At 69.0% G+C, this 21,543-nt stretch carries 26 protein-coding genes; 8 read left to right on the forward strand and 18 right to left on the reverse strand.

The annotated features are described in order from the left end of the window. Nucleotides 1-107 precede the first annotated feature (107 nt). From map to secY, 3 genes are read right to left on the reverse strand one after another with little or no spacing between them, the layout of a single operon-like run. A complete protein-coding gene (map, locus tag JF781_RS14955; RefSeq protein WP_225328678.1) occupies nt 108-911 on the reverse strand; it encodes a type I methionyl aminopeptidase in 804 nt (267 codons plus the stop codon). Nucleotides 912-913: 2 nt separating this feature from the next. After that, nucleotides 914-1,459 carry an adenylate kinase gene (locus tag JF781_RS14960; RefSeq protein ID WP_225328677.1) on the reverse strand — a complete coding sequence of 182 codons (546 nt, stop codon included), beginning with the start codon at nt 1,457-1,459 and terminating at the stop codon, nt 914-916. Further along, nucleotides 1,456-2,781, reverse strand: coding sequence for a preprotein translocase subunit SecY (secY, locus tag JF781_RS14965; protein WP_163712281.1), 1,326 nt, complete (start codon nt 2,779-2,781; stop codon nt 1,456-1,458). The genes JF781_RS14960 and secY overlap by 4 nt, the downstream gene beginning before the upstream one ends. Nucleotides 2,782-3,050: 269 nt before the next feature. On the opposite strand from secY, the gene JF781_RS14970 reads away from it, so the two are divergent. Beyond that, on the forward strand, nt 3,051-3,974 hold the full coding sequence (locus JF781_RS14970) for a class I SAM-dependent methyltransferase (protein WP_225328676.1): 924 nt from the start codon (nt 3,051-3,053) through the stop codon (nt 3,972-3,974). Between the two features lie 14 nt (nt 3,975-3,988). On the opposite strand, the gene JF781_RS14975 is transcribed toward JF781_RS14970, so the two are convergent. Next, nucleotides 3,989-4,663, reverse strand: coding sequence for a GNAT family N-acetyltransferase (locus JF781_RS14975; protein ID WP_225328675.1), 675 nt, complete (start codon nt 4,661-4,663; stop codon nt 3,989-3,991). Nucleotides 4,664-4,806: 143 nt separating this feature from the next. Here JF781_RS14975 and JF781_RS14980 point away from each other — a divergent pair, with 143 nt between their 5' ends. Further along, on the forward strand, nt 4,807-5,856 hold the full coding sequence (locus JF781_RS14980) for an IS110 family transposase (RefSeq protein WP_308011564.1): 1,050 nt from the start codon (nt 4,807-4,809) through the stop codon (nt 5,854-5,856). A gap of 303 nt (nt 5,857-6,159) precedes the next feature. On the opposite strand, the gene JF781_RS14985 is transcribed toward JF781_RS14980, so the two are convergent. Beyond that, nucleotides 6,160-7,530: an FGGY-family carbohydrate kinase gene (locus tag JF781_RS14985; RefSeq protein WP_225328673.1), complete on the reverse strand. Its 1,371-nt coding sequence runs from the start codon at nt 7,528-7,530 to the stop codon at nt 6,160-6,162. A 30-nt stretch (nt 7,531-7,560) separates the two neighbouring features. Between JF781_RS14985 and JF781_RS14990 the strand changes: the two genes are divergently transcribed. Together JF781_RS14990 and JF781_RS14995 are read left to right on the forward strand one after the other, a co-directional pair. Beyond that, nucleotides 7,561-8,541, forward strand: coding sequence for an NAD(P)-dependent oxidoreductase (locus tag JF781_RS14990; RefSeq protein WP_225328672.1), 981 nt, complete (start codon nt 7,561-7,563; stop codon nt 8,539-8,541). Beyond that, entirely contained in the window at nt 8,538-9,200 is a 663-nt protein-coding gene (locus JF781_RS14995) for an L-fuculose-phosphate aldolase (protein ID WP_225328671.1), read from the forward strand. Before JF781_RS14990 ends, JF781_RS14995 begins: the two co-directional genes overlap by 4 nt. Here JF781_RS14995 and JF781_RS15000 read toward each other — a convergent pair. Both JF781_RS15000 and JF781_RS15005 read right to left on the reverse strand, forming a co-directional pair. Next, nucleotides 9,197-10,429, reverse strand: a complete 1,233-nt coding sequence (locus JF781_RS15000) for a zinc-binding dehydrogenase (protein ID WP_225328670.1) — start codon at nt 10,427-10,429, stop codon at nt 9,197-9,199. The genes JF781_RS14995 and JF781_RS15000 overlap by 4 nt on opposite strands. Beyond that, nucleotides 10,426-11,202 carry an SDR family oxidoreductase gene (locus JF781_RS15005; protein ID WP_225328669.1) on the reverse strand — a complete coding sequence of 259 codons (777 nt, stop codon included), beginning with the start codon at nt 11,200-11,202 and terminating at the stop codon, nt 10,426-10,428. Before JF781_RS15005 ends, JF781_RS15000 begins: the two co-directional genes overlap by 4 nt. A 97-nt stretch (nt 11,203-11,299) precedes the next feature. On the opposite strand from JF781_RS15005, the gene JF781_RS15010 reads away from it, so the two are divergent. From JF781_RS15010 to JF781_RS15020, 3 genes are read left to right on the forward strand one after another with little or no spacing between them, the layout of a single operon-like run. Next, nucleotides 11,300-12,244: a class I SAM-dependent methyltransferase gene (locus JF781_RS15010; RefSeq protein ID WP_225328668.1), complete on the forward strand. Its 945-nt coding sequence runs from the start codon at nt 11,300-11,302 to the stop codon at nt 12,242-12,244. Beyond that, nucleotides 12,237-13,145 (forward strand): class I SAM-dependent methyltransferase, encoded by a 909-nt coding sequence (locus JF781_RS15015; protein WP_225328667.1) that lies wholly within the window; start codon nt 12,237-12,239, stop codon nt 13,143-13,145. The genes JF781_RS15010 and JF781_RS15015 overlap by 8 nt, the downstream gene beginning before the upstream one ends. Nucleotides 13,146-13,155: 10 nt before the next feature. After that, a complete protein-coding gene (locus JF781_RS15020) occupies nt 13,156-14,070 on the forward strand; it encodes a class I SAM-dependent methyltransferase (protein ID WP_225328666.1) in 915 nt (304 codons plus the stop codon). A gap of 8 nt (nt 14,071-14,078) precedes the next feature. Here the strand turns inward: JF781_RS15020 and sppA are convergent, their stop codons facing one another. Further along, on the reverse strand, nt 14,079-15,878 hold the full coding sequence (gene sppA, locus JF781_RS15025) for a signal peptide peptidase SppA (protein WP_225328665.1): 1,800 nt from the start codon (nt 15,876-15,878) through the stop codon (nt 14,079-14,081). Between the two features lie 38 nt (nt 15,879-15,916). Between sppA and JF781_RS15030 the strand changes: the two genes are divergently transcribed. Then, nucleotides 15,917-16,855 carry an LLM class flavin-dependent oxidoreductase gene (locus JF781_RS15030; protein WP_225328664.1) on the forward strand — a complete coding sequence of 313 codons (939 nt, stop codon included), beginning with the start codon at nt 15,917-15,919 and terminating at the stop codon, nt 16,853-16,855. Between the two features lie 11 nt (nt 16,856-16,866). Here JF781_RS15030 and rplO read toward each other — a convergent pair whose 3' ends face one another. The 10 genes from rplO to rplN all read right to left on the reverse strand — a co-directional run bounded on the left by rplO (nt 16,867) and on the right by rplN (nt 21,226). Continuing rightward, nucleotides 16,867-17,307: a 50S ribosomal protein L15 gene (rplO, locus tag JF781_RS15035; protein ID WP_225328663.1), complete on the reverse strand. Its 441-nt coding sequence runs from the start codon at nt 17,305-17,307 to the stop codon at nt 16,867-16,869. Next, nucleotides 17,304-17,522: a 50S ribosomal protein L30 gene (rpmD, locus tag JF781_RS15040; protein WP_225328662.1), complete on the reverse strand. Its 219-nt coding sequence runs from the start codon at nt 17,520-17,522 to the stop codon at nt 17,304-17,306. The genes rplO and rpmD overlap by 4 nt, the downstream gene beginning before the upstream one ends. Then, entirely contained in the window at nt 17,519-18,199 is a 681-nt protein-coding gene (gene rpsE / locus JF781_RS15045) for a 30S ribosomal protein S5 (protein ID WP_225328661.1), read from the reverse strand. Before rpsE ends, rpmD begins: the two co-directional genes overlap by 4 nt. A gap of 37 nt (nt 18,200-18,236) precedes the next feature. Further along, entirely contained in the window at nt 18,237-18,605 is a 369-nt protein-coding gene (gene rplR, locus JF781_RS15050; protein ID WP_008260609.1) for a 50S ribosomal protein L18, read from the reverse strand. 41 nt (nt 18,606-18,646) lie between these two features. Beyond that, the gene (gene rplF, locus JF781_RS15055) at nt 18,647-19,186 is read right to left on the reverse strand and encodes a 50S ribosomal protein L6 (protein ID WP_008260611.1); all 540 of its coding nucleotides are present in this window, start codon (nt 19,184-19,186) and stop codon (nt 18,647-18,649) included. A gap of 11 nt (nt 19,187-19,197) precedes the next feature. After that, nucleotides 19,198-19,596 (reverse strand): 30S ribosomal protein S8, encoded by a 399-nt coding sequence (rpsH, locus tag JF781_RS15060; protein ID WP_008260619.1) that lies wholly within the window; start codon nt 19,594-19,596, stop codon nt 19,198-19,200. Between the two features lie 191 nt (nt 19,597-19,787). Then, entirely contained in the window at nt 19,788-19,973 is a 186-nt protein-coding gene (locus tag JF781_RS15065) for a type Z 30S ribosomal protein S14 (RefSeq protein ID WP_003873499.1), read from the reverse strand. Nucleotides 19,974-19,976: 3 nt separating this feature from the next. After that, nucleotides 19,977-20,540, reverse strand: coding sequence for a 50S ribosomal protein L5 (gene rplE / locus JF781_RS15070; RefSeq protein WP_064937345.1), 564 nt, complete (start codon nt 20,538-20,540; stop codon nt 19,977-19,979). After that, nucleotides 20,540-20,857 (reverse strand): 50S ribosomal protein L24, encoded by a 318-nt coding sequence (rplX, locus tag JF781_RS15075; protein ID WP_008260626.1) that lies wholly within the window; start codon nt 20,855-20,857, stop codon nt 20,540-20,542. Before rplX ends, rplE begins: the two co-directional genes overlap by 1 nt. Next, complete coding sequence (gene rplN / locus JF781_RS15080; protein WP_003403649.1) at nt 20,858-21,226, reverse strand: 50S ribosomal protein L14; 369 nt, start codon at nt 21,224-21,226, stop codon at nt 20,858-20,860. It lies immediately after the preceding gene. Nucleotides 21,227-21,543: the final 317 nt, after the last annotated feature.

Consider the following 21,543-nt stretch of genomic DNA (forward strand, 5'->3'; position numbering starts at 1 on the left):
GCGCTGGGTTCAACGGCCGCGACCCGCCGCGCCCGGCTTCGCCGCGCTTGCGATCGCGGCGAGGTTCAACGGCCCCCAACCCCTACGCGCTTGCGATCGCGGCTCGTTCAGGCCCCCAGCGTCAGGATGCGCGGCCCGGACTCGGTGACCGCGACGGTGTGCTCCCAGTGGGCCGCGCGCGAGCCGTCGGTGGTGACGACCGTCCACTGGTCGTCGAGCACCGCGGTCTTGCCGGTTCCGAGCGTCAGCATCGGTTCGATGGCCAGCACCGACCCGGGGGCCAGCAGCGGGCCGCGCCCGGGTGAACCCTCGTTGGGCAGGAACGGGTCCATGTGCATCTGCCGGCCGATGCCGTGGCCGCCGTAGCCCTCGACGATCCCGAAGGCCCGCGAGTGGCGGGCCTCGGCCGCGTGCGTGCCCATCTCGATGGCGTGCGAGACGTCGGTCAACCGGTTGCCGGGCACCATCGCCGCGATCCCGGCCTCCAGCGATTCCTTGGTGGCCTGCGACAGCGCGTCGTCGGCCGCATCCAGGATCCCGATCCCGAAGGTGATCGCGGCGTCGCCATGCCAGCCGTCCAGCACGGCGCCGCAGTCGATCGATACCAGGTCTCCGGGCGCCAAAACCTCTGCGGCCGAGGGGATTCCGTGGACCACCCGCTCGTTGACCGACGCGCAGATCGACGCGGGATAGCCGTGATAGCCCAGGAACGACGGCACCGCTCCGGCGTCCCGGATCACCGATTCGGCGATCTCGTCCAGGCTCAGCGTCGACACTCCCGAAACCGCGGCGGCGCGGACGGCCTGCAGCGCGGCCGCCACGACCGCGCCCGCCGCGGCCATCGCGTCGAGTTCGCCCGCGCTGCGCTGCGGCACCACCTTGCGACTCCGCAGCCGCGCCAGCGGGGTCATTGTTACTTGCCCAGCGCCTGCAGCGCGCGGGCGAACACTTCGTCCATGGTGCCGATGGCGTCGACGGTCTTGAGCTCGTCGCGGTAGTAGTCCAGCAGCGGCGCGGTCTCGTCCCGGTAGACCTTCATCCGGTTCAGGATGACGTCGTCGGTGTCGTCGGCGCGGCCACGCGACTTGAGTCGCGCCAGCAGCTCGTCCTGGGAGACCCGGAACTCCAGCACCGCGTCGATGTCGGTGCCGCGGCGTTCGAGCATCTCGTGCAGCGCCTTGGCCTGCTGCAGCGACCGCGGAAACCCGTCCAGGATGAAGCCGTTGGCCGCGTCCGGATCGCTCAACCGGTCCTCGACGAGCTGGTTGGTCAGCTCCGAGGGCACCAGGTCACCGGCGTCCAGGTAGCGCTTGGCCTCCAGGCCGAGTTTGGTGCCGTTTTCGATGTTGCTGCGGAACAGCTCACCGGTGGAGATCTGCGGGATCCCCAGCTTCTCGGAGAGCTTCTGCGCCTGCGTTCCCTTGCCCGCTCCCGGCGGCCCCAGCAAAACCACTCTCACTTGAGGAACCCTTCATAGTTGCGCTGCATGAGCTGGCTCTCGATCTGCTTGACCGTATCCAAGCCCACGCCAATCATGATCAAAACCGCGGTGCCGCCGAACGGCAGATTCTGAACCGCCCCGCCATTGCCGATCTGCAAGAACAGGTTGGGTAGCACCGAGATCGCGCCGAGGTAGATCGAGCCCGGCAGGGTGATCCGGCTCAGCACGAACCGCAGGTAATCGGCGGTCGGCTTGCCCGGCCGGATGCCGGGAATGAACCCGCCGAACTTCTTCATCTCGTCGGCGCGCTCGTCGGGGTTGAAGGTGATCGACACGTAGAAGTACGTGAAGAAGATGATCAGCCCGAAATAGATGCCGATGTAGACCGGGTCGCTGGGGTCGGACAGGTAGCTGCCGACGAACTTGTCCCACCAGCTGTTGCCGACACCGCCGCTGCCGCTGCGGATCAGCTGGGTGATCAGGTGCGGGATATAGATGAGCGAGGACGCGAAGATCACCGGGATAACACCGGCCTGGTTGACCTTGAGCGGCAGATACGTCGAGGTGCCGCCGTACATCCGCCGGCCGACCATGCGCTTGGCGTACTGCACCGGGATGCGGCGCTGGCCCTGCTCGACGAACACCACGCCGACGATGATGATCAGCGCGGCGACGAGCACGGCGGTGAAGATCATCCCGCCGCGGCTGTCCAGGATGGTTTTGCCCTCGGCCGGGATGCGGGCCGCGATGCCGACGAAGATCAGCAGCGACATGCCGTTACCGATGCCGCGCTCGGTGATCAGCTCACCCATCCACATCACCAGCGCCGCGCCGCCGGTCATCACCAACACGATGACGACCAGCGTCAAGATGCTCTGGTCGGCGATGATGTCGAGCGAGCAGCCCTGCAGCAGCCCCCCGTTGGCGGCCAGCGCCACGATGCTGGTGGCCTGCAGGACGGCCAGCGCGATCGCCAGGTAGCGGGTGTACTGCGTCATCTTGGCCTGGCCGGACTGGCCTTCCTTGCGCAGCTCCTCGAACCGCGGGATGACCACCGTGAGCAACTGCACGATGATGCTGGCGGTGATGTACGGCATCACCCCCACCGCGAACACGGTGAGTTTGAGCAGCGCGCCGCCGGAGAACAGGTTGATCAGCGAGTAGATCTGTCCGGCCGCGCCGCCGCTGGCCTCTTTGATGCACTGCTGGACGTTCGGATAGTTGACGCCCGGGGACGGCAGCGCGGCGCCGACCCGGTACAAGACGACGATGCCAAGCGTGAAGAGGATCTTCCGTCTCAGGTCGACTGTCCGCAGCGATGAGATGAAAGCGGAAAGCAACTCTTCCTCCTGCGCAGCCGGGGGTTTCCTGCATCACGCGCCCAACTCCCGCAGGCCAGGACGTACGGCGTCGCGCGTCGAACCGTGTACGAGACTAACAGCTGGTCCGGTCAGGTCCGGTCAGGGCCTTTCCGGCGGCGGCTGGAAAGGCTCCGACCGGGCATCGGTTGCGACGGCCGCGGGACGCAGGAAAAAGCACAGCAACCCGTCAGGCGATGGGCGTAGAGTGCGTCTGGCTCGTTGCACTTGCTAAGTAACTCGGGAGCAGTATGACACGCGCTGACCAAGACAGCTGGGACTTGGCCTCGAGCGTCGGCGCCACGGCCACGATGGTCGCCGCGGCCCGCGCGCTGGCCAGCGGGGGGACCAATCCGATCATCAACGACCCGTTTGCCGCGCCGTTGGTGCGGGCGGTCGGCCTGGATTTCTTCCGCCGCCTGGTCGACGGTGAGGTCACCGAGTCCGAGGCCGACGAGGCGTCCGGAGGCGGCGCGAAGGACCTGGCGCTGGAGACCGATTCGATGGCGGTGCGCACCCGCTTCTTCGATGACTTCTTCCTCAATGCCGCCCGCGACGGGATCCGCCAGTCGGTGATCCTGGCCGCCGGCCTCGACGCTCGCGCCTACCGGCTGGGCTGGCCGCCCGGCAGCGTGGTGTACGAGGTCGATCAGCCCAAGGTCGTCGAGTTCAAGAGCGCGACCCTGGCCAGCCTGGGCGCCTCCCCCACCGCGGACCGGCGGACCGTCAGCGTCGACCTGCGCGAGGACTGGCCGGCGGCGTTGCGCGGCAGCGGTTTTGACGCGACCCGACCGACGGCGTGGAGCGCCGAGGGCCTGCTGATGTACCTGCCGCCCGACGCGCAGGACCGGCTCTTCGACAACATCACGGCGCTCAGCGCGCCCGGGAGCAAGCTGGCCACCGAATATCACCCCGACAACGGGACGGCGATGTCGCAACGCGCGCGGGAGTTCAACGACAGGTGGGCCAGAGTCGGCTGCGACATCGACCTTTCGGGGTTGTTCTTCGACGGCGAGCGCAGCAACGTCGTCGACTATCTCACCGGCCGCGGGTGGCAGGTGACCACCCGGCCGCGCCGGGACCTGTTCGGCGACTACGGCCTGAAATTTCCCGACGACGACGAGACGGCGCAGCACCCCAACATCGTTTCGGTCACAGCGACGCTGGGCTCGTAACCGCGATCCCGCGCCTAGCGCTCGGCGGGGGGTTTGGCCGCGGGCGCGCGCACGACCATCGGGACCGCGGGAAAACACCACGCCATCTCCGACCGCGACTTGCGCAGCGCGGCGGTGCCGTAGCCCCGCTTGCGGTAATCGGGGTGAATCCAGATCCGCACGTTGACCTCGCCGCGGACCAGTTCGCCGAACACCATGCCGACCTTCTGGCCCGAGTCGACGGCCACGAACCACGCGGCCTCCTCGTCGTCAACGCGTCCTAAGGCCGCGCGGATCTCGTCGTCCACGTTGCCCGCCGGCCCACCGGAGCCGTCGCCGGCCGCGCCGATCTCCTCGGTGCGCACGGCGAAGATGTCGCGGTCGGTCGCGGCGGAGAAGGGCCGCAGCTCCAGGGTCTCCCCCGAGCTCGCCGGGCGCTCGCCCAGGGTGAAGCTCAGCTGCTTGTTCAGGTCTTCGAGTTCGGCGAGGATCTTGCGCCGCGAGTCGATGGTGAGCTGATCGAACGACATGCCCATCACCGCCTCGGCGGCCAGGTGGGACGTGTCGAGCAACCGGACGATCGCCTCGACCGCGGCCGCCCTGTTCTCTGATTCCACGATGGCGTCGGCGATTTCGTGCCGCCGCTCCACGGCTTTCGACAGGGCGTCGGCGATTTCTCGGCGGGTGGCTTTGCGGTCGTGGTCGGTCATTGCACCAGCCTAGACGGTATGGGTGGGCTGGGGCCTCGCTCAAATGTGATCGTGGGTTGCCGTCAGGAAGTGGGTCCTGGCCGGTAGAGCCACAGATTTGGGAGGCCCCAGTGATACGTCAGCGTACGAGTGTTGGCTTGGATGTGCACGCACGATCGGTGTTCGGGTGTGCGTTGGATGGTGAGACCGGCGAGGTGATCGAGCGCCGGATGACTCCGCACCACGGGGAGATCCTCGAGTGGGCTCGGTCGTTGCCGGGGCCGGTCAATGCGGTGTATGAGGCGGGACCGACGGGATTTGGGTTGGCGCGGGCTTTGCTCGCGGCCGGGATCGACTGCCCGGTGTTGGCGCCCTCGAAGCTGATCCGGCCCGCTGGCGATCGGGTCAAGACCGATGCGCGTGATGCGCGGCACTTGGCCCGGCTCCTTCATCTGGGCGAAGTGGTGTGCGTGGCGATTCCCTCGCCGGCCCAAGAGTCTGCCCGAGATCTGGTCCGTGCTCGCGAGGATTGCCGCGGCGATCTGATGAGCGCGCGCCACCGGATATCGAAACTGCTTCTGCGGCAAGGGATTATCTACCACGGCGGTGAAGCCTGGACGAGTAAACACGAACAATGGTTACGTCAACAGCAGTTCGGCAATGTCGGCCAGCAGGCGGCGTTTGACGCCGCATTCGATGCGATGCTGGCCACCGTTGATCGCCGCGACAGGCTCGATCACGCGATCGCCGAGATGGCCGCCGACTCGGAGTTCACCGGCGTCGCCGGCCGCCTGCAGTGCCTGCGAGGAATCTCCACACTGACTGCATTCGGTTTGGCCGTCGAGATTGGTGACTGGACCCGCTTCACCGGCCGTACGATCGGCGCCTACGTCGGCCTGGTCCCTACGGAGTATTCCTCTGGCGATACACGCGCTCAGGGCGGGCTGACCAAGACCGGCAATGGTCATGTCCGTCGATTGCTGATCGAGTCGGCTTGGCATCACCGCAAGCCCTATCGGCCCAGCCAACGTCTGCGACGCCGCTGGGCCACGGCCACACCTGCCCTGCGGGCGCGCAGTCACGCCGCCAATCGACGCCTGCATACCCGCTGGGTCCGCTTCGATCAGCGTCACAAACGGCCAGTGATCGCCAACGCCGCGATCGCTCGTGAACTGGCCGGCTGGTGCTGGTCGGTGGCCGTTCTCGACGGCTAAGTAACCACAATTGTCCCGACAGAGACGACGCAGGCAAAGCGTTTGACTGAGCGACACGCGTCAGTTCTATGAGGAGATACATTGCAGCGCAACGCATCTACCCTCGACCCTAGACCCTCGACCCTAGACCAGCGAACCGCTCATGCCGAAAGTCCCGTCCTGCGGTAACCAACCCGCGCATATCAGACTGACCCAGCGTCGACACGACGCCGCGTCAAACTCTATCGGGCCAACGAAGCGGCGGCCGCGACGACGGTCGTGGCCGCCGCTTCACCCTGCCACTTGACAAAGCAACACCCCATATCAGAACGGCGGTGGTGCCACCGCGCTACACCGGCGGTCTGCCATCTGCAGGAACCGCTGGTAGCGGTCCTCGACGGCGGCCGCCCAGGCGGGATCGGGCTCGACGATGCGCTCGGTGCGCACCCACCGGGCCGCATCGGCGATCGTCGTCTCCAGGCCGGCCGCCATGCGCGCCAGGAAGGCCGCCCCCAGCGCGGCCCCCTCCGCCACCGCGGACACCTCGACGGGGCGCCCGGTGGCGTCGGCGATGGCCTGCAGCCACGGCCCGACCCGGGTGCCGCCGCCGGTCGCGACGATGCGCGACACCGGCGCGGCGCTCAGTTCGATCAGCTGGCGTACCACGAAGCCCGAGGCCTCGTAGGCGGCCCGCCGCACCGCGGCCGCGTCGTGGGTCAGATCCAGCGCCTCGAGCATGCCGCGGCGGTCCGGGTCGTGGAACGGGCTGCGCTCACCCCGCAGGTAAGGCGCCCACACCGGGATGCGGCCGGGTTCGACGGCCGTCGGATCCGCTTGTGCCACAACGCGATCCACCCAGCCGAGGAACAGCCCGCCGGCGTTGCTCGCTCCGCCGATCTGACTTTTGCCGGGCGTGGTGTGGGGAATGGTCCACAGGCCGGGCATCTGCCGGGCCTCGGAAATGGTCGTCCACACGATCAGCGTGGTGCCGCACATCACCAGCACGTCGCCGTCGCGGTCGGCGCCGGCCACGATCTGTTCGCACAGCGCGTCGATGGCGCCGGTGGCCAGCGCGGCGCCGGTGCCGCGCACCTGCCCGACGACGGCTCCCATGCTTTCCACCCGCGGCAGCTGCTCGGCGCGCGCGCCCCGCTCGGCGCACGCGGCGGGGTCCCAGCCGGTCCCGTCGAACAAGGGGAACGCCGTGGCGGCGGTGGCGATGTCGATCACGGCCTGGCCCGCCAGCGCGTGGTTGGCCACCGCCGGCGCGGGCCAGTAGCCGGCGGCCTCGGGCGCCTGGGCGGCCGTCCAGCGCAAGAACTCGGCGGCCTCGCCCAGCGCGGGCAGCGGCTGTGCTTGTGGGCCCGGGCCGCCGGGGGTACGGCCCCGGCCGTCGCCGTACAGCAGCCCCGGCGTGATCGGCGTGCCCGCGGCGTCGACGGCGGTCATCGACGGCACCATCGCCGAGACGGCCACCGCCGCGGCATCGGTCCGGTGGGCCAGTTCGTTCAGGGCCGCCGACGGCCCCCGCCGCCACGCCTCGTCGGCGTCGTGCTCGAGCCGGTCGGCCGCCGGGACCCGCAGCTCGTGGGGAATGCGCACCCGCGCCGTCACGTTGCCGTCGGCGTCGGCGGCTATCGCCTTGACCGCGGTGCTGCCGACGTCGATGCCGATTGTGACGTCTTTACGTGACACGCGCGTCACCGTACGCCAGCATTGGCACTCGTGACGTCTAAACCGCGCGCCTTGGTCACGGCGCCGCTGCGGGGGCCGGGCTTCGCCAAGCTCCGGGAGCTGGCCGACGTGATCTATGACCCCTGGATCGAACAGACCCCGCTGCGCATCTACAGCGCCGAGCAGCTGGCCGAACGGATCGCGAGCGAGGGCGCCGAAATCGTGGTGGTGGAAAGCGATTCGGTGCGCGGCCCGGTGTTCGCCCAGGGGTTGCGCGCGATCGCCTCCACCCGCGGCGACCCCAACAACGTCGACGTCGCCGGGGCCACCGCTGCCGGTATCCCGGTGCTGAACACCCCGGCCCGCAACGCCGACGCCGTCGCCGAGATGACGGTGGCCCTGCTGCTGGCCGCCACCCGCCACGTGCTGCCGGCGGACGCGGATGTGCGCAGCGGCAACATCTTTCGCGACGGCAGCATCCCCTATCAGCGTTTCCGCGGCGGCGAGATCGCGGGACTCACCGCGGGGCTGGTGGGCCTGGGGGCCGTCGGCCGCGCCACGCAGTGGCGGCTGTCCGGGCTGGGCCTACGGGTCATCGCGCACGACCCGTACAACCCCGACGCGCGCCACGGCCTCGACGAGCTGCTGGCCGAGGCCGACATCGTGTCCCTGCACGCGCCGGTCACCGACGACACCGCCGGCATGATCGGCGCCGCCCAGTTCGCGGCCATGCGCGACGGCGTGGTCTTCCTCAACACCGCGCGCGCCCAGCTGCACGACACCGACGCGCTCGTCGACGCCCTGGTCGCGGGCAAGGTGGCCGCCGCGGGCCTGGATCACTTCGTCGGCGAATGGCTGCCGGCCGACCATCCACTGGTGGGGATGGCAAACGTCGTGCTGACACCGCACATCGGCGGCGCCACCTGGAACACCGAGGCCCGGCAGGCGCAGATGGTGGCCGACGACCTCGAAGCGCTGTTGAGCGGCGACGCGCCCGCCCATATCGTCAACCCGGAGGTGCTGAGGCGATGACGTCCGTGAAATGCGTCGACAATGCGGAGACCGCGGTGCTGGACGCGGCCAAGGACATGCTGCGCCGGGGCCTGGTGGAGGGCACCGCAGGCAACATCTCGGCGCGCCGCGCCGACGGCAACATCGTCATCACCCCGTCGTCGGTCGACTACCGCGACATGCAGCTCGACGACCTCGTGCTGGTCGACCCCGGCGGCTCCGTGCTGCAGGCGGCCGAGGGCCGGTCGCCGTCCTCGGAGATGCAGCTGCACCTGGCCTGCTACCGGGCCTTCGACGACATCGGCAGCGTCATTCACAGTCATCCGGTGTGGGCCACCATGTTCGCCATCGCCCACGAGCCGATCCCGGCCTGCATCGACGAGTTCGCGGTGTACTGCGGCGGGGACGTCCGGTGCACCGAATACGCCGCGTCGGGGACCCCCGACGTCGGGACCAACGCGGTCTCCGCACTCGAGGGCCGCGCCGCCGCGCTGATCGCGAACCACGGGCTGGTGGCCGTCGGACCCCGGCCGGACAAGGTCCTGCACGTCACCGCGCTGGTGGAGCGTACCGCCCAAATCGTTTGGGGCGCACGCGCTCTCGGCGGCCCGGTGCCGATCCCCGAGGACGTCAACCGCAACTTCGCCGCGGTCTACGGCTATCTGCGCGCCAACGCCTAGCGCTGATCGATCCCGACCTTCACCGCGCCGCTCTCGCCCTGATCGGCGATCGCCAAAAACGCGTCGCGCCAACGCTCTAACGCGAAGGTGTGGGTGAGCATCGGGCGCAGGTCGATGCGTCCGGCGCCGGCCAGGTCGAGGTAGTGGGCGATGGCGTGCTTGCGCTGCCCGTCGACCTCCTCGACGCCGAAGGCGTTCGAGCCCACCAGGGAGATCTCTTTGAAGTAGAGCGGGCTGTCCTCCCAGCGGCCGGGCGCGTGGACGCCGGCCTTCACCAGGGTCCCTCGCGAGCGCAGGACCCGGACGCCCACCTCGAAGGTCTCGGGCTTGCCGACCGTGTCGTAGACGACATCGACCGCGCCGGGGTGGGCCATCGGCAGACCCAGCAGCGGCCGGCGCAACCGACCGCCGCCCCACGCCACGAGCTCTTCGATGAGGTCCGAACGCGGCTCGTGCGCAAGGACTTTGGCGGCGCCGAACCGGCGCGCCAACTCGGCCTGTGCGCCGAAGCGGGCCACCACGGCAACGGCCACACCGGGATACAGCGCCCGCAGGATCGCCACCGCGCACAACCCCAGCGAACCGGCCCCGTACACCAGCACCGAGCCCGTGTCGGGCGGCGGGTGGCGGGTGATCGCGTGCAGGGACACCGAGAACGGGTCGGCGAACACCGCCATCTCGTCGGGAATCGAGTCCGGCACGGCGAACAGCATGCTGTCGTGGGCGGGCATCAATTCGGCGTAGCCGCCCGTCACGTCGGCCGAGACGCCGGTGTGGATGCCGGGCTTGATGTCGCCGTCGGTGAAGCTCCAGCACAGGCTGTAGTCGCCGGCCTCGCACGCCGGGCAGGGCGGCGCGATGCCGCGCGGCCCGCAGGACAGCCACGGGTTGAGCACCACCCGCTGCCCCACCTGCAGGCCGCGCGCCCTCGGGCCCAGCGCCACGACGTCGGCGACCACCTCGTGGCCCATGACTTGCGGGAACGAACAGAACGCGGACATGGCGTTGTCGGCGTCGCCTTCGCCGAAGTCCATCAGGATCTGCTTGGAATCCGACCCGCAGATGCCGGTCAGCCGCGGCCGGGTGAGCACCCAATCCCCGTGCGGCAGATGCGGATCCGGCACCACGCGCAGCGCGGTCGGAGTGCGGGCGAGATTCTGGGTCAGCGCGTTGGCGCGCTCGGGGACCTCGAAGGGCTCCGGCGGCACGCCGTAGACCAGTGCCCTCATGGCGCAGCCATCCCGGCCGCTCCGGCGATGAACGCGTCGAGGTCGGCGTTCTTGGCGTCGACGACCGCCTTCATGTCGGGAAGGTAGTGCTCGAACTTCTCGTCGCCCAGGGCCGCGATGATCCCGTCGGCCACCTCCTCGGCGGCGACCTTGGGCCCCCGGTAGAGGGGTTCCTCGCTGCCCGGGTGATCCCAGATCTCGGTGTCCACCGGGCCCGGCTCGATCAGCTTCACCGAGATCGCGGAACCGTGCAGGTCCACGGCCATCGCCTCGCTCCACCCACATAGCGCGAATTTGCCTGCGCAGTAGGCGCTTTCGTGGATTATTCCGAGCCGGCCGCCCACGCTGGACACGTTGACGATCATGCCCGTGCCGCGCTCGCGCATCCGCGGCAACAGGGCCAGCGTCAGGCGCACCGGGGCGAAGAAGTTGACCCGCATGACGTCTTCGACCTCGTCGGGATCGAGCGCGGTGACCGGCCGCCGCTTCGGGGTGGCCGCGTTGTTGATCAGCACGTCGATGCCGCCGAGCTCGGCCCAGGCGGCCGCCGCCAGGTCGCGCAGCGCGGAGGCCTCAGCCAGGTCGGCCACCCACATCGCCGACCCCGGGGCGGCGCGGCGGCAGTCGGCCAGGACCTCGGCCAGCCGATCCCGGCGGCGCGCGATCAGCCCGACCACCGCGCCCCCGCCGGCCAGCCGCCGGGCCAGGGCCGCGCCCAATCCCGACGAGGCGCCCGTGATCAACACCCGCTTGCCCGCCGGCTCGTACGCCATCAGTAAAGGTTGCCGCGAATCCCGGGAAGCGTACAGTGGGGGAAGCTTGTTATATCGGCTAAGTATTAGATTGACTACCTCCGATAGGGGCACAACCATGACTTCCACCAGGTACGAGGGCGACACCTGGGACCTCGCCTCCAGCGTCGGCGTGACCGCCACCATGGTCGCGGCGGCCCGCGCGATGGCGACCCGCGCCGAGCGCCCGCTGATCAACGACCCGTTCGCCGAGCCGCTGGTCAAGTTGGTCGGGGTCGACCTGCTCTCCCGGCTGGCGAGCGGCGAGCTCGACCCGGCCGAGCTGAACGACGTCCACGACGGCACTGTGGGATCGGCCGGGGCGATGTCGCGGATGGCCGACAACATGGCCGTGCGCACCAAGTTCTTCGACGAGTTCTTTCTGGACGCCACGAACGGCGGGATCAAGCAGGCGGTGATTTTGGCCTCCGGGCTGGACGCGCGCGCCTACCGCCTCGCCTGGCCGGCCGGGACGGTGGTCTACGAGGTGGACCAGCCGCAGGTCATCGAATTCAAGACCCGCTCGCTGGCCGAGCTGGGCGCCGCCCCCACCGCCGAGCGGCGCGTGGTGGCCATCGACCTGCGCGACGACTGGCCCGCGGCGCTGAAAGATGCCGGATTCGACCCGGCCCAGCCGACGGCGTGGAGCGCCGAGGGCCTGCTCGGCTACCTGCCGCCGGACGCCCAGGATCGCCTGTTGGACACCATCACCGAGCTGTCCGCGCCGGGCAGCCGGCTGGCCACCGAGAGCGCGCCCAACCCGCAGCCCGGCGACGACGAGAAGCTCAAGGAGCGCATGCAGGCGATCTCCGAACGCTGGCGTGCGCACGGCTTCGACCTCGACATGGCGGGACTGGTCTACTTCGGCGAGCGCAACGAGGCGGCCCCCTACCTGGCCGCGCACGGGTGGCGCCTGAACAGCGCCAGCATCCGGGATCTGTTCGCCGCCAACGGGCTTGACCCGCTCAGCGACGACGACATGCGGATGGGCGAGATGCTCTACACGAGCGGCACCTATGAGTGAGGGGCGCGCCGAGGGCGACAGCTGGGGACCGGCACACAGCGTGGGGGCGACGGCAACCATGGTCGCCGCCTCCCGCGCGGTGGCGTCGAAGGGACCCGATGCGCTGCTCGACGATCCGCTGGCCGAGCCGTTGGTCCGCGCCGTCGGGCTGGATCCCTTCATCCGGATCATCGACGGGGAGATCGACTTCGAGGACGATCCGCTGTTCAACCGCAGGGCCCGGGCCGAGCAGATCACGGTGCGCACCAGGTTTTTCGACGACTTCTTCCTGGACGCGACGAACGCGGGCATCAGGCAGGCGGTGATCCTGGCTTCCGGCCTGGACACCAGGGCCTACCGCCTGCGGTGGCCGGCGGGCACGGTGGTCTACGAGATCGACCAGCCCGACGTCATCGCCTTCAAGACCGACACGCTGGCCGGCCTCGGCGCCGCCCCCACCGCGCAGCGCCGCACGATCAGCATCGACCTGCGCGACGACTGGCCGGCGGCCTTGCGCGAGGGCGGTTTTGACGTCACCCAACCGACCGCGTGGAGCGCCGAGGGGCTGCTGCCCTACCTGCCGCCCGAAGCCCAGGACCGGCTGTTCGACAACGTCACCGCGCTGTCCGCGCCGGGCAGCCGGGTGGCGACCGAACACGTGCCCGACGCCAACGCGTTCTCCGACGAGCGCCTGCGCCGCATCTCCGAGCGGTGGCAGCGCTTCGGCTTCAACCTGAACGCGGCCGACCTGTTCTACCGGGGCGAGCGCAACGTCGTCGTCGACTACCTGAACGGCCACGGCTGGCAGGTGAGCGTGCATCCCGCCCGGGAGCTGTACGCCCGCAACGGGTTTGAGTATCCCGAAGACGAGATGGCGGCCACCTTCGGCGACCTGAGCTACGTCGCCGCGACGCTCAAGTAAGGTTCTTTGCATGCCACGCACTCACGACGACAACTGGGATCTGGCGTCCAGCGTCGGCGCCACCGCGACCATGGTCGCGGCCGGGCGCGCGATGGCGACGAAGGATCCGCGGGGTTTGATCAACGATCCGTTCGCCGAACCACTGGTGCGCGCGGTCGGCGTGGATTTCTTCACCAAGATGATGGACGGCGAGCTCGACATCGATGCGATCGAGAACGCTTCGACGGTGCGGATTCAGGCGATGATCGACGGAATGACGGTGCGCACCAAGTACTTCGACGACTACTTCATGGACGCCGTCGGCACCGGGGTGCGTCAGGTGGTGATCCTGGCTTCCGGCCTGGACGCGCGCGCCTACCGGTTGCCGTGGCCGGACGGCACGGTGGTCTACGAGATCGACCAGCCGCAGGTGATCGAGTTCAAGACGACGACGCTGGCCGGCATCGGCGCCGAACCGACCGCCGATCGGCGCACCGTCGGCATCGACCTGCGGGCGGACTGGCCCACCGCGCTGAAGGACGCCGGCTTCGATACGGCGGCACCGACGGCGTGGTTGGCCGAGGGCCTGCTGATCTACCTGCCGCCGGACGCCCAGGACCGGCTGTTCGACAACATCACCGCGCTCAGCGCGCCCGGCAGCACCATTGCCACCGAATTCGTGCCCGGCATCGTGGATTTCGACGCCGAGAAGGTGCGGGAGATGTCCGGCTCGTTCCGGGACCACGGCGTCGACATCGACATGGCGTCACTGGTCTACGCCGGCGAACGCAACCACGTCGTCGACTACCTGTCGAGCACCGGGTGGCGGGCCGAGGGCGTCACCCGCACCGAGCTCTTCCAGCGCGGCGGCTTCGACGTGCCCGCCCCGGAGAACGACGACCCGCTCGGTGAAATCGTCTTCATCAGCGGCAAGCTCGCCGGCTAGCTGAAACCCTAGAGCCGCCAGGGCCCCACCCACAAAGCGTTGGCGCCGCTGAAGGACCGATCGACGTTGTCCACGATGCCGCCGATGGTGCGGCCCAGCAGCGCGCCCAGCGCGTCGGGCAGCGACGCGGCGGCCGGTTGCGAGGAGGCCCGGGGGCGAAGCATGTCCAGCAGCGAGCCGCCCGGGTAGGTGACGATGCGCACGTCGGCGTCCTCGTCCAGTCCGGCAAGGATTTTCGCGCGACGCAGCGCTGTTCGGAACCCGCCCAATTCGTCGACCAGGCCCCGCTCCAGCGCGTCGGCGCCGGTCCAGACCCGGCCCCGCGCCACCCGGTCTACGGCATCTCTGGTCAGGTTGCGGCCGTCGGCGACGCGCTCCACGAAGTCGGCGTAGAGCAGGTCGGCCTCGGCCTCCCGGTGGGCGCGCTGCTCCGGCGTGAACGGTGTGTCGATCGCCCAGGCGTCGGCATTGGCGTTGGTGCGCACGGTGTCCGAGCCGACGCCCAACCGCCCCAGCAGATCACGGATCACCAGCTTGCCGGTGAGCACGCCGATCGACCCGGTGATCGTCGCCGGGCTGGCGACGATCGCGTCGGCCGCCACCGCGATGTAGTAGCCGCCCGAGGCGGCGACCGCCCCCATCGACGCCACCACCGGCTTGCCGCGCTTGCGGGCCCTTTTCACCTCGCGCCACAGGGTTTCCGACGCGGTGACCGAGCCGCCGGGGCTGTTGACCCGCACCACGATCGCGGACACCGAATCGTCGGCGGCGGCTTCCCGCAGCGCGGGCGCGATAGTGTCGCTGCCGACGGTGGAGGAGCCGAACGGCAGGAACTGGGGTCCCCCACGCCCGTCGACGATCGTGCCGTCGACGTTGATGACGGCGACCGTCGGCTTGGATCGGCGACCCGGTACCGACGGCACCGACGGGATCAACCGCGGCCGGGCCGCACCGGCGTAGCGCGACAGATAGAGCCGGGGTGGCTCGTCCTCGTCGGGATCGTCTCCTGAATGGTCTTGCGGCCCAACCAGTTCCGCGATACGGGCGTAGGCCTCGTCACGGAATCCGATCCGGTCGACCAGCCCCGAGGACACGGCCTCCTCGCGCAACAGCGGCGCGCGGTCGGCCAGGGCGTCCAGGGCAGCAGCGTCGAGCTTGCGTGATTGCGCGACCGCCTGCCACACCTGTTCGCGGATGCTCTCGAGCATCCGGGTGACGGCCTCGCGGTGGGCCTCGGTGAAGCCGTGCTCGGTGAAACGGTTTGCCGCCGACTTGTATTCGCCGCGCGCGACGACTTCGGCCTCGATGCCGGCCTTGTCGAACGCGTCGCGCAAAAAGGTGGCGTTGCTGGCGAAGCCGATCAGCGCGACGCTTCCCGCGGGCTGCATCCAGACCTCGCCGAAGGCCGAGGCCAGGTAGTACCCGAGCGTGCCCGGGTAGGTCTCGGCCCAGGCCAGTGACGGCTTGGCGGCGGTGAACGCGACGATGGCCTCACGCAGCTCCTGCACCGCGGCCGACGGCGATGCCGTCAGTTGCACGCGGGCGATCAGCCCGGCGACCCGCGGATCCTCGGCCGCCCGGTAGATCGCGGACACCGTGTCGCGCAGCGATACCTGTCGGCTCCCCCCGGTGATCATCGCCAGCGGGTCGAAGCCCGTCGTCTCCGGCGGCACCGAGCGCAAATCCAATTCGAGCACGCAGCCGTTGGGGACGCCGTGATGACGGGCGGTGTCGACCCGGTCGGCCAGCGCGCGGAGGTCGTCCGCCCCTTTTGACAAGCCGGGTATCGAGGGCAGGAAAGCGAACATGCCTGCAGACTACCGAGCGGCCACCGTACGGTGGTCCGGTGAGGTTTTCCATCGCCATTCCGCAGTTCGACTACGACGGTTCCGGCGAGGCTTTCGACGCCGCGGGCCTGCGGTCCTTCCTCACCCGCGCCGAGGAGCTCGGCTTCGAGGGCGGCTGGGTGCTCGAACAGATAATCGGACCCGCGCCGCTGCTGGCCCCGCTCGAGCTGCTGGCCTATTGCGCCGCCTGCACCGAGCGGCTGCGCCTGGGCGTCGGCGTGCTGGTGACGTCGCTGCACGAGCCGCTGCAGTTGGCCTCGGCGATCACGGCCGTCGACCGACTCAGCCACGGCCGCCTCGACGTGGGTGTCGCGCCCGGTGGCGGTCGGCGGAAATTCGCCGCCTTCGGCGTGGACAAGGACACCTTCATCTCGTATTTCACCGAAGGGCTGGAGCTGATGAAGGCCGCCTGGTCCGACGAGCCCCGGGTGACGTTCCACGGCCGGTTCCGCGAGGTCGACGACCTGCCCATTGCGCCCAAGCCGGTGCAGCGGCCGCACCCGCCGATCTGGTTCGGGGGCCTGGCCCCCAAAGCGCTGGCCCGCGCCGTGCGGCACGGCGATTCGTTCCTGGGCGCCGGCTCGTCGACCACCGAGGCGTTCGCCGGGGCCGTCGGCGTCGTGCGCCGCGAGCTCGACGCGCAGCGCAAGGACGCCGCCGGGTTCACCATCGCCAAGCGGGTCTACCTGACGGTTGACGACGACGCCAGCAGGGCCCGGGAGCGTGTGCTCGCCGGGCTGGACCGCATCTACGGGCCGATGCCGGGCGTGCAGGACGTGCCGGTATCGGGCACCCCCGACGACGTGGCCCGCGGGCTGCGTGAGGTCATCGACGCCGGGGCGCAGATGCTGTTACTGAATCCCGTCGGCACCGGGGTCGGCGAGAACCGCGAGCAGATGGAACGCCTTGCCGCCGAAGTGATTCCGCGGCTGACGTAGTTGCGCGAGGCCTACAGCTCGGTGGCCGAACCGCCGGCGGCGGTGATCTTCTCGCGTGCGCTGCCGCTGAACTTGTGCGCGGTCACCTCGACCTTGACGGTCAGCTTGCCGTCGCCGAGGACCTTGACCAGAGAGTTCTTCCGAACGGCGCCCTTGGCCACCAGCTCGTCCACGCCGATCGAACCGCCCTGCGGGAAAAGCCGATTGAGGTCGCCGACGTTGACGATCTCGTACTCGGTGCGGAACCGGTTGCGGAACCCCTTGAGCTTGGGCAGCCGCATGTGGATCGGCATCTGTCCACCCTCGAAGGTGGCCGGCACGTTCTTGCGCGCCTTGGTGCCCTTGGTGCCGCGGCCGGCGGTCTTGCCCTTGGAGCCTTCACCGCGACCGACGCGGGTGCGGGCCGTCTTCGACCCGCGCGCGGGCTTGAGATCGTGCAGCTTGATCGTCATTTCTTGCTACCTCCGGTGCCGGCGGCCTTCGCCTCGGCCGGCTCCACCTCGACGAGGTGGCTGACCACCGCGATCAGGCCGCGGGTCTGTGGGTTGTCCTCGCGGATCACCGAGTGACGGATCCGTCGCAGACCCAGGGTGCGCAGGGACTCACGCTGCTTCCAGCGGGCCCCGATGGTGCTGCGCACCTGGGTGATCTTCAGTTGACTGCTCATGGTTGGGTCCCCGAAATCTGCGCCTCACGTGCCGCGGCACTGGCCAGCGCTTCGCTTTCCCGTCGCGCCTTGAGCATTCCGGCCGGGGCAACGTCCTCGATGGGCAGGCCGCGACGAGCCGCGACCTCCTCGGGGCGCTGCAGCAGCTTGAGCGCGGCGACGGTCGCGTGCACCACGTTGATGGCGTTGTCGCTGCCCAGCGACTTGGCCAGGATGTCGTGCACGCCAGCGCATTCCAGCACGGCGCGGGCCGCGCCGCCGGCGATCACACCGGTACCCGGGCTGGCCGGGCGCAGCAGCACCACTCCGGCGGCCGCCTCACCCTGCACCGGGTGCGTGATGGTCCCGCGGATCAGCGGCACCCGGAAGAAGCCCTTACGGGCCTCCTCGACGCCCTTGGCGATGGCCGCGGGGACTTCCTTGGCCTTGCCGTAGCCGACCCCGACCATGCCGTTGCCGTCACCGACGATCACCAGCGCGGTGAAGCTGAATCGCCGGCCACCCTTGACCACCTTGGAGACGCGGTTGATCGCGACGACCCGCTCCAGGTAGTTACTCTTGTCGCCGTCGCGGTCGCGGCCACGACCGCCCTCGCCGCGCCGACCGCGGCTGTCGCGGTCACCGCGCGAGTCACGGCTGTCGCCGGCGCCTTGTCCGCCGGCCGGCTGCTCCGCCATTATGCGGTCCTTCCAGTCGTGTACACGTTCTCAGTCATCAGAATTGCAATCCGTTCTCGCGTGCGGCATCGGCCAGCGCCGCGATCCGTCCGCCGTAGGTGTATCCGCCACGGTCGAAGACCACGCTGTCGATGCCGGCGGCCTTGGCGCGCTCGGCGATCAGCTGGCCCACCCGCACGCTGCGGGCTTTCTTGTCCCCCTGCAGGCTGCGCACGTCGTCCTCGATCGACGACGCGGCGGCCACAGTGGTCCCGTTCTCGTCGTTGACCAGTTGCACGTGAATGTGTCGCGCGGACCGGTTGACCACCAGCCGGGGACGCTGCGGGGTGCCCTCGATCTTCTTGCGCAGCCGGGCGTGCCTGCGCAGCCGAGAGACGCGCCGGGTCGCGGATACGCTCTGCCCCACCGGCTTTCGCGCGGCGGTGCCAGCTTGTGATTGCGCCATGATTACTTACCTGTCTTTCCGACCTTGCGGCGGATCTGCTCACCCTCGTAGCGCACGCCCTTGCCCTTGTAGGGGTCGGGGCGACGCAGACGGCGGATGTTCGCCGAGATCTGGCCGACCTTCTGCTTGTCGATCCCGGTGATGGTGAACTTCGTCGGCGACTGCACGGCGAACGTGATGCCGTCCGGCGCCTCGATCACCACGGGGTGGCTGTAGCCCAGCGCGAACTCGAGGTTGGAGCCCTTGAGCTGCACGCGGTAACCGACGCCGAAGATCTCCATCTTGGTGGTGTAGCCCTGCGTCACGCCGGTGACCAGGTTGGACACCAGGGTGCGCGAGAGCCCGTGCAGCGAGCGGTTGCGCCGCTCGTCGTTGGGGCGGGTGACCACGATCGCGCCATCGTCGTTGCGCGCCACGGTGATCGGCTCGGCCACGGTCAAATCCAGGGTGCCCTTGGGCCCCTTCACCGAGACCTTCTGGCCATCGATCGTTACGTCGACTCCGGCGGGAACCGGAACCGGTTGCTTACCAATACGCGACATCTCTTACCCCCTCACCACACGTACGCGAGGACTTCGCCGCCCACGCCCTGCCGGGCTGCCTGGCGGTCGGTGAGCAGACCCGAGGACGTGGAGATGATCGCCACACCCAGGCCGCCGAGCACGCGCGGCAGATTGGTGGATTTCGCGTACACCCGCAGACCGGGCTTGGACACGCGGCGCAAACCGGCGATGCTGCGCTCCCGGCTCGGCCCGTACTTGAGCTGAACGATCAGCGACTTGCCGACCCGAGCATCCTCGGTGCGGTAGTCGCTGATGTAGCCCTCGCTCTTGAGGATCTGGGCGATGTTGGCCTTGAGCTTCGAGTGCGGCAACGTCACCTCGTCGTGATACGCCGAATTGGCGTTGCGCAGACGGGTCAAGAAGTCTGCGATCGGGTCCGTCATAGTCATCGAGCGCCACTCCTCTTCATCGCTGCGCTCTGCATCGTCGCTGTCGCAGTCATCGAGCGCCACTCCTCTTCATCGCTGCGCTCTGCATCGTCGATGTCGCAGTCATGACAGTGTCTGTCACCTTCCTCGCGGTGGTTCCCGGTCCGGGCCTGTCGCGCACTTTTTCTGAGTTGGTCTGGGGGTTTCGGCTGTTACCAGCTGCTCTTTTGCACGCCGGGCAGCTCGCCCGCGTGCGCCATCTCGCGCAGGCAGATCCTGCACAGGCCGAATTTGCGGAAGACCGCGCGGGGCCGGCCGCACTTGTTGCAGCGCGTGTAGCCGCGGACCGCGAACTTCGGCTTGCGTGCGGCCTTGTTGACCAGTGCCTTCTTTGCCATCGCTTAGTTCTCCTTGAAGGGAAAGCCGAGGGCCCGCAACAGCGCCCGTCCTTCTTCGTCGGTCGTCGCCGAGGTGACGACGTTGATGTCCATGCCGCGGACCCGGTCGATCTTGTCCACGTCGATCTCGTGGAACACCGACTGCTCGGCCAGCCCGAACGTGTAGTTGCCGACACCGTCGAACTGCTTGGGCGAAAGGCCGCGGAAGTCGCGGATACGGGGCAGCGCGATCGAGGTGAGGCGGTCGAGGAACTCCCACATCCGGTCCCCGCGCAGGGTGACCCGCGCGCCGATCGGCATGCCCTCACGCAGTTTGAACTGCGCGATGGACTTGCGGGCGCGACGGATCTCGGGCCGTTGCCCGGTGATCAGCGCCAGGTCGCTGACGGCCCCGTTGATCAGCTTCGCGTCTCGCGCGGCGTCGCCGACACCCATGTTGACGACGACCTTGGTCACCGTCGGGATCTGCATGACGTTGCCGTAGCCGAACTCCTTGTGCAACGCATCGCGAATCTCGTTGCGGTAGCGCTCTTTCAGGCGCGGCTGCGCTTTTTCTGCAGTAGTCATCAGATGTCCTTGCCGTTGCGCTTGGAGATGCGGACGCGCTTGCCGGTCTCCTCGTCGACCCGGTAGCCGACACGGGTGGGCTTGCCGTCCGAGTCGACGACCATCACGTTGGAGGCGTCGATCGGGGCTTCCTGGGTGACGATTCCGCCCGACTGGGCTCCGCGCTGGTTGGTCGAAATCGCGGTGTGCTTCTTGATCGCGTTGACGCCCTCGACCAGCACCCGGTTGCGCTCGGGGTAGACCTTGAGCACCTTGCCCTTGGCGCCCTTGTCCTTACCCGCGATCACCAGGACGGTGTCGTCCTTTTTGACCTTCATCTACAAAACCTCCGGAGCCAGCGAGATGATCTTCATGAATCGCTTCTCGCGCAGTTCGCGGCCGACCGGCCCGAAGATGCGCGTCCCGCGCGGGTCGTTGTCGGGCTTGATGATCACCGCGGCGTTCTCGTCGAATTTGATGTAGCTGCCGTCGGGACGCCGGCGCTCCTTGACCGTGCGCACCACGACGGCCTTGACGACATCCCCACGCTTGACGTTGCCGCCGGGGATGGCGTCCTTGACGGTGGCGACGATGACATCGCCGATGCCGGCGTAGCGTCGCGACGAACCGCCCAGCACACGGATGCACAAGATCTCCTTGGCGCCGGTGTTGTCGGCGACCTTCAGCCGCGATTCCTGCTGAATCACTCGATCTCCTGACCTGGTTGCGTGTGCACGGCAGGAGACCCACCTGAGTGGGCATTCGGCGGGCATGACCCACCAAAAAACCTGACGTGCGCGGTCTTTGTCACCGAAAGGCACGCGGGGCCGATTCGCACCGGCCGAGGTCTGCCCAAGGCAACCCCTAGAGTCTAGGGGACGACCAGCTCAGAGCCAAATTCTGCCAGGACGCGATGCAGATGAGGAGATTGCGCACCTAAAACGGTGGCGGATCGTCGTCGGGACCGTAGACGGCGGGCCAGGAGCAGGTCGCCGACGGGGGCCGCCGGGCCAACCGCGCGTCG

The organism is Mycobacterium sp. WUMAC-067, from assembly GCF_020217485.1.
In the GTDB taxonomy this organism is placed as follows: Bacteria; Actinomycetota; Actinomycetes; order Mycobacteriales; family Mycobacteriaceae; genus Mycobacterium.

Coding starts and splice junctions, on each gene's coding strand:
- map (WP_225328678.1), bottom strand. CDS start 911: ATGACCCCGCTGGCGCGGCTGCGGAGTCGCAAGGTGGTGCCGCAGCGC.
- JF781_RS14970 (WP_225328676.1), top strand. CDS start 3,051: ATGACACGCGCTGACCAAGACAGCTGGGACTTGGCCTCGAGCGTCGGC.
- JF781_RS14975 (WP_225328675.1), bottom strand. CDS start 4,663: ATGACCGACCACGACCGCAAAGCCACCCGCCGAGAAATCGCCGACGCC.
- JF781_RS14995 (WP_225328671.1), top strand. CDS start 8,538: ATGACGTCCGTGAAATGCGTCGACAATGCGGAGACCGCGGTGCTGGAC.
- JF781_RS15000 (WP_225328670.1), bottom strand. CDS start 10,429: ATGAGGGCACTGGTCTACGGCGTGCCGCCGGAGCCCTTCGAGGTCCCC.
- JF781_RS15005 (WP_225328669.1), bottom strand. CDS start 11,202: ATGGCGTACGAGCCGGCGGGCAAGCGGGTGTTGATCACGGGCGCCTCG.
- JF781_RS15010 (WP_225328668.1), top strand. CDS start 11,300: ATGACTTCCACCAGGTACGAGGGCGACACCTGGGACCTCGCCTCCAGC.
- JF781_RS15015 (WP_225328667.1), top strand. CDS start 12,237: ATGAGTGAGGGGCGCGCCGAGGGCGACAGCTGGGGACCGGCACACAGC.
- JF781_RS15020 (WP_225328666.1), top strand. CDS start 13,156: ATGCCACGCACTCACGACGACAACTGGGATCTGGCGTCCAGCGTCGGC.
- sppA (WP_225328665.1), bottom strand. CDS start 15,878: ATGTTCGCTTTCCTGCCCTCGATACCCGGCTTGTCAAAAGGGGCGGAC.
- rplO (WP_225328663.1), bottom strand. CDS start 17,307: ATGACGATCAAGCTGCACGATCTCAAGCCCGCGCGCGGGTCGAAGACG.
- rpmD (WP_225328662.1), bottom strand. CDS start 17,522: ATGAGCAGTCAACTGAAGATCACCCAGGTGCGCAGCACCATCGGGGCC.
- rpsE (WP_225328661.1), bottom strand. CDS start 18,199: ATGGCGGAGCAGCCGGCCGGCGGACAAGGCGCCGGCGACAGCCGTGAC.
- rplF (WP_008260611.1), bottom strand. CDS start 19,186: ATGTCGCGTATTGGTAAGCAACCGGTTCCGGTTCCCGCCGGAGTCGAC.
- rpsH (WP_008260619.1), bottom strand. CDS start 19,596: ATGACTATGACGGACCCGATCGCAGACTTCTTGACCCGTCTGCGCAAC.
- JF781_RS15065 (WP_003873499.1), bottom strand. CDS start 19,973: ATGGCAAAGAAGGCACTGGTCAACAAGGCCGCACGCAAGCCGAAGTTC.
- rplE (WP_064937345.1), bottom strand. CDS start 20,540: ATGACTACTGCAGAAAAAGCGCAGCCGCGCCTGAAAGAGCGCTACCGC.
- rplX (WP_008260626.1), bottom strand. CDS start 20,857: ATGAAGGTCAAAAAGGACGACACCGTCCTGGTGATCGCGGGTAAGGAC.